General features: G+C 67.1%; 5 protein-coding genes. All 5 read left to right on the forward strand.

Annotated features, from left to right (window positions below; genetic code table 11):
* The first annotated feature begins 30 nt into the window (after positions 1–30).
* On the forward strand, positions 31–1,158 hold the full coding sequence (locus tag H7A13_06730; GenBank protein ID MCP5333038.1) for an efflux RND transporter periplasmic adaptor subunit: 1,128 nt from the start codon (positions 31–33) through the stop codon (positions 1,156–1,158).
* On the forward strand, positions 1,158–4,241 hold the full coding sequence (locus H7A13_06735) for an efflux RND transporter permease subunit (GenBank protein MCP5333039.1): 3,084 nt from the start codon (positions 1,158–1,160) through the stop codon (positions 4,239–4,241). The genes H7A13_06730 and H7A13_06735 overlap by 1 nt, the downstream gene beginning before the upstream one ends.
* Positions 4,234–4,536, forward strand: a complete 303-nt coding sequence (locus tag H7A13_06740) for a DUF3240 family protein (protein MCP5333040.1) — start codon at positions 4,234–4,236, stop codon at positions 4,534–4,536. Before H7A13_06735 ends, H7A13_06740 begins: the two co-directional genes overlap by 8 nt.
* A gap of 71 nt (positions 4,537–4,607) precedes the next feature.
* Positions 4,608–5,777, forward strand: a complete 1,170-nt coding sequence (locus H7A13_06745; GenBank protein ID MCP5333041.1) for a TolC family protein — start codon at positions 4,608–4,610, stop codon at positions 5,775–5,777.
* Between the two features lie 155 nt (positions 5,778–5,932).
* A partial coding sequence (locus H7A13_06750) for a hypothetical protein (GenBank protein MCP5333042.1) occupies positions 5,933–6,132 on the forward strand: 200 nt, incomplete at its 3' end.

Consider the following 6,132-nt stretch of genomic DNA (forward strand, 5'->3'; position numbering starts at 1 on the left):
TGCGATCCCTGAAGCCATTCGAGGTCTCTGATGAACAACAGAATCGCTGGTGCGCTGCCATTGCGCCGCTGGGTGGCGCTGGCCATCTGTCTCTCTTTTGCCACGGCCGATGCGGCCGAGCCACCGATCCGCCTGACCATCGCCGACAGCCAGGTGCAGGCACTCGGCATCCAGACCCAGCCGCTGTCGCCATCGAGCGGCGCGGTGACGGCCCGCTTTGCGGCCGAGGTGACGCTGCCGCCACAGGCTGCGCGGCGGATCAGCGCGCCACTGGCAGGAATGGTCACCGAGTTGCTGGTGCAGCCAGACCAAGCCGTGCGTGCCGGAGATCCACTGCTGCGGCTGGCTGGTGAGCAGTGGGGCGCATTGCAGTCAGCGCTGCTGCAGGCCGATGCCCGCGCCAGACTGGCCCGGCAGAGCCTGCAACGCGAGCAGGCGCTGTTCGCTGAAGGCATCATCCCGCAGCGGCGGTTGCAGGAGGCGCAGACGGCACTGGCCGAGAGCGAGGCAGTGCTGGGCCAGGCGCGGATGGCGTTGCAGGCAACCGGCCTGCCAATGGCGCTGGTCGAGCAGCTGCTCAGCGCCGCAAAACCACAGCAGAACCTGACGCTGACCGCACCCACGGCGGGCAGGGTGAGCCAGATCGAGGTGCAGCCGGGACAGCAGGTCGAAGCGGCCGATGCGCTGCTGCAACTGACACAGCCCGACCCGTTGTGGCTGGCGATCCGGATGCCGGTGAGCGAAGGCGACCGCTGGCAGCCGGGCACTGCGCTGACAGTGGCCGGCAAGGCGGTGACCGCCCGTCTGTTGCGGGCTGGAACCATCCTGGCCGCCGACAGCCAGACCTTCGTCTGGCACGCCGTGGTCGAGCGCGGTGGTGAGCAACTGCGGCCGGGCGAGTTCGTCGCTGTCGAACTGGCGGTCGCCGAGGGCGAAGGGAGTTGGGAGGTGCCACTGGCGGCCATCGCCCGCGACGGCGATCAGGCCTGCCTGTTCGTGCGCACCGCCGAGGGTTTCGAGGCCCGGCCGGTGCGGATTCTGGCCAGCGGCGGGCAGCAGGTGCGGGTGCAGGGCCTGCTGCAGAGCGGCGAACAGATCGCCGTCAGCGGTGTGGTCGCGCTCAAGGGTGCCTGGCTCGATGCCCGGGGAGGTGAGTGATGCTGGCGCCACTGATCCGTTTTTCGCTGTCACAGCGGCTGTTCATCCTGCTGGCGACACTGCTGGTCGCCGCCCTCGGCTGGATGGCCTTTCGCGGGTTGCCGATCGATGCCTTTCCCGATGTCTCCAGCACCCAGGTGAAGGTGATCATGAAGGCGCCCGGCATGACGCCGGAGGAGGTCGAGAGCCGCATCGCCGTGCCGATCGAGGTGGAGATGCTCGGCATCCCCCACAGCAAGATCCTGCGTTCGGTCACCAAGTATGGGCTGGTCGATGTGACCATCGACTTCGAGGATGGCACCGACATCTACTGGGCGCGGCAACAGGTGAACGAGCGGCTGGCGGGGTTGGGTGAGAGTCTGCCCCCGGGAATCACCGGCGGCATGGCACCGGTGACCACGCCGCTCGGTGAGATGTTCATGTTCACCGTCGAGGGCGAGGGGCTGTCGCTGACCGAGCGGCGCAGTCTGCTCGACTGGGTGATCCGCCCGGCGCTGCGCACGGTACCGGGGGTGGCCGAGGTGAATGCACTGGGTGGGGTGGTCCGTGCCTTCGAGGTGGTGCCCGATCCGCTCAAGCTGGCCGCCAGCGGGGTGACCCTCGGTCAGCTGAAGGAGACGATCCAGGCCAACAACCGCAACGACGGTGCCGGTCGGCTGGGTGAGGGCGAAGAGGTGCTGCTGGTGCGCAGCGAGGGCAGCGTCACCACGCTGGAGGATCTGCGCAGCATCGTGGTGGCCCGCAAGGCCGGGGTGCCGGTGCCTCTCGGCGCACTGGCCGAGGTGAGAATCGGCACCATGACCCGTTATGGCGCGGTGACCCGCAGCGGTCAGGGTGAGGCGGTTCAGGGGCTGGTGCTGGGGTTGCGTGGCGCCAACGCGCAGCAGGTGGTCGAAGGGGTGCGGCAGAAGATCGCCGAGTTGCAGCCCAGCCTGCCGCCGGGCGTGCGGATCGACACCTTCTACGACCGCGCCGCACTGGTGACCCAGGCGGTGGGCACGGTCTCCTCGGCCCTGATCGAGGCAACGCTGCTGGTGGTCGTGCTGCTGGTGCTGTTCCTCGGTGACCTGCGCGCCGCGCTGACAGTGGCGCTGGTGCTGCCGCTGGCGGCGCTGATCACCTTCATCCTGATGCGCAATTTCGGCATGTCGGCCAACCTGATGAGCCTGGGCGGTCTGGCGATCGCCATTGGCATGCTGGTCGACGCGGCGGTGGTGGTGGTCGAGAACATCGTGCAGCGGCTGGCCACCGACCCCAGTGGCGGCAGGTTGCCGCGGCTGCACATCATCTACCGGGCAGTGCGCGAGGTGGTGGTGCCGGTCACCTCCGGCATCCTGATCATCGTCACGGTGTTCCTGCCACTGCTGACATTGCAGGGGCTCGAAGGAAAACTGTTCACACCGGTGGCGCTCACCATCGTCTTCGCGCTGCTCGCCTCGCTGCTGCTGTCACTGACGGTGATTCCGGTGCTCGCCTCCTACCTGCTCGGTGAAGCGCGGCATGAAGAGCCCTGGCTGCCGCGCAAGCTGTTGACACTCTACGAGCCGGCTCTGGCCTGGGGCATGCGACGACAACCGCTGGTGGCGGCCGTGGCGCTGCTGATGCTGCTGCTGGCGGCGCTGGTCTATACCCAGATCGGCAAGAGCTTCATGCCGACGCTGGATGAGGGCGACCTGATCGTCGGCATCGAGAAGCTGCCGTCGATCAGCCTGGAGCAGAGCGTCGCGCTCGACCTGAAGATCCAGCAGGCGATCATGCAGGCCATTCCCGAGGTGACCGGCATCGTCGCGCGTGCCGGCGCCGACGAGATCGGTCTCGACCCGATGGGGCTGAACCAGACCGACACCTATTTGCTGCTGAAGCCGCGAGATGAGTGGAATCTGCCGGACAAGGCGGCATTGATGGAGGCGGTGCGCAAGGTGCTCGACCCACTGCCGGGCATCGAGTACAGCTTCACCCAGCCGATCGAGATGCGGGTGTCGGAGATGGTGATCGGCGTGCGCGGCGACCTGGCGGTGAAGATCTTCGGGCCTGATCTGGCCAGACTGAATGACCATGCCGGACAGATCGAAACGCTGCTGAAGCGCATCCCCGGCAACCAGGATGTCTACACGGTACAGAATGATGGCGTGCAGTACCTGCGGGTGGTGATCGACCGCCTGCAGGCCGGGCGGCTTGGGCTCACGGTCGAGGAGATCCAGGATGCATTGCGCATCCAGATCGAAGGAGCACGTGCCGGCGTCGTGATCGAGGGCAACCAGCGCACACCGATCGTGCTGCGTGGCGCCGAGGCGGTGCGGCTGTCGCCGGCCGAATTCGCCGCGCTGCGCATCACCACCGCCGAGGGCGCGACCGTGCCGCTTGCCAGTGTCGCCCGGCTGGAGCGTGCTGCAGGGCCGGTCAAGATCGACCGTGAGATGGGCAGCCGTTACAGCGTGGTGATCGCCAATGTCAGCGGCCGCGATCTGGTCAGCTTCGTCGAAGAAGCCAAGGCATTGATTGCGCAGAAGGTGGCGCTGCCGAGTGGCTACCGCATCACCTGGGGCGGACAGTTCGAGAACCAGCAGCGGGCGGCCGCCCGGCTGACGGTGGTGGTGCCAGTGGCGCTGGCACTGATCTTCGTGCTGCTGTTCTCCACCTTCGGCTCGGTGCGGCAGGCGTTGCTGATTCTCAGCAACATCCCGTTCGCACTGGTGGGTGGCATCGTCGCGCTCTGGCTGACCGGCGAGTATCTGTCGGTGCCGGCCTCGGTCGGCTTCATCGCGCTGCTGGGCATCGCCGTGCTCAACGGGGTGGTGCTGGTCAGCCATTTCAACCAGCTGCATGGTGAGGGACTGCCACTGGCCGAGGTGGTGGTGCAGGGCGCCAGACGCCGTCTGCGGCCGGTGCTGATGACGGCGCTGATCACCGCCTTCGGACTGATCCCGCTGCTGTTCTCGACCGGGCCCGGTTCGGAGATCCAGCGGCCACTGGCGATCGTGGTGATCGGCGGCCTGATCACGGCCACCGCGCTGACGCTGATGCTGCTGCCGATCCTCTATCTGCGCTTCGCACTGCCGAAACCGGAGGTGTCCGATGTCTGAACTCTGTCTGACCCTGCTCTGTCCTCCGCAGATTGCCGAAGCACTGCTCGATCTGCTGCTGACCTGGCCGCAGAACCTGCTGTTCACCAGCACGCCGATGGCCGCCCATGGACTCACCGTCGATGTGCTGGATCAATCCGAACAGGTGATGGGGCGGGCACGGGCCATCGCCATCACCGTGCTGCTGAGCGATGCCGACAAGCGCATGCTGCTCGACACCCTGCATCAACAGTTTGCCGGCAGCGGATTGCGCTACTGGCTGACCGCCGTCACCGAAACCGGAGAGATCGCATGAAGGCGCCACTGCTGGGCATGGTGCTGACCCTGATCGCACCGATGATTGCCGCCGAACTCGCACCACCGCCAATGACCGGGCTGCTGCCCACCGAACTGGCGCGGCCGCTGCTCGACCAGGATCCTGGCGTGGCGGCAGCACAGGCCGATCTGCAGGTCGCGCTGCACGAGGCTGGCATTCTCGAACGCTCGCCCCATGAGTGGAGCCTGCGCACCACCGGTCAGCAGCGCAACCTCGACCGCGGTCCGACCCATGACGAATGGCATCTGGCGCTGGAGCGGACACTGCGCCTGCCGGGCAAGGCCGCGGCTGACCGCGGTCTGGGTGCCGCCACTGTCGAGGCTGCCCAGGCCCGCCGTGGCGAGCTGCTGCACGAAACCGCCCGTGAACTGATGACGCTGTGGCTGGAGTGGCTGGCGGCCGAGCAGACCCGTGAACTGGCCGCTGACGCCCTGCTCGCAGTCGAGCGCGCGCAGGCAGCGGTGCACAAACGGGTCACCGCCGGCGACGCCGCCCAACTCGACCTGAGCCTGGCCCAGGCGGAGCTGGCGACGCAGCAGGTGTTCAGCAACGATGCCCAGACCCAGGCCGCCGCGAGCTGGGCACGGCTCTCCACCCGCTTTCCGGCCACTCCCCGACAGCCGCTGCCAATGGCCGAGCCGATACCGGTCGAAGGGACGGTCGCGCTCTGGCAACGCCGCATTCTCGAACAGAGCGACGCCCTGAAACTGACCGAGGCCGCGCTGCAGGGTGACGAGGCCCGCGCAGCCCGGGCCCGGAGCGAGCGGCTGCCCGACCCGACCCTCGGCGCCTTCACCGCCTCCGAGGCGAGTGGCCATGAACGCATCGCCGGCGTCAGCCTCAGCCTGCCGATTCCGGGTGGATCACGCGCGCTGCGCGATGCCCAGGCGTACGCCATGGTCGAGGTGTCGCGGCAACGGGTCGAGCTGAAGCGGCGTCAACTCGAAAGCGAGATCGCCAGCGCCGTCATCACCGCCCAGGGCGCCTATCGCAGTTGGCAGACCGCCCGTGAGGGTGCAGCGGCAATGCAGCAGAATGCCGCGCTGGTGGAGCGTGCCTACACGCTGGGTGAAACCGATCTGCAGACCCTGCTGCTGGCGCGCCGTCAGGCGATTTCGGCACGACAAGGCGCGCTGCAGGCGCGGACGGCGGCACTCAACAGCCACTATGGACTGCTGATCGACGCCCATCTGGTCTGGGAACTGGCGCACGAAGAGTGAGCATCGCCGGCCGCTGCTTGCCCTGCTAGCGCAAAAAGTCGAGAATGGCAAGCACCGCGATGGGGCGAGCAGTCGAAGCGATCCATCGCAGCGTGATTTTCGCACCGAAGTACGTTTCGTTACCGACATAACCATAGCAATAGAGGAGAACGACGATGAGCACAGGCGTAGACAAGGTGGCTGAGCGGGTCGTGGAGCAGGCGGCGCAGGATCCCCGCAGCATGTATGGCAAGGATCCCTATTCGATTCCACTGGAGCAGTATGACGTCGCGCAGTCGGCGCTGTTCCACACCAATACCATGTGGCCCTTCTTCGACCGGCTGCGCAAGGAGGAGCCGGTTCACTACTGCGCGAG

The organism is Pseudomonadales bacterium (assembly GCA_024234215.1).
Classification (GTDB): Bacteria; Pseudomonadota; Gammaproteobacteria; order Pseudomonadales; family UBA5862; genus JACKOQ01.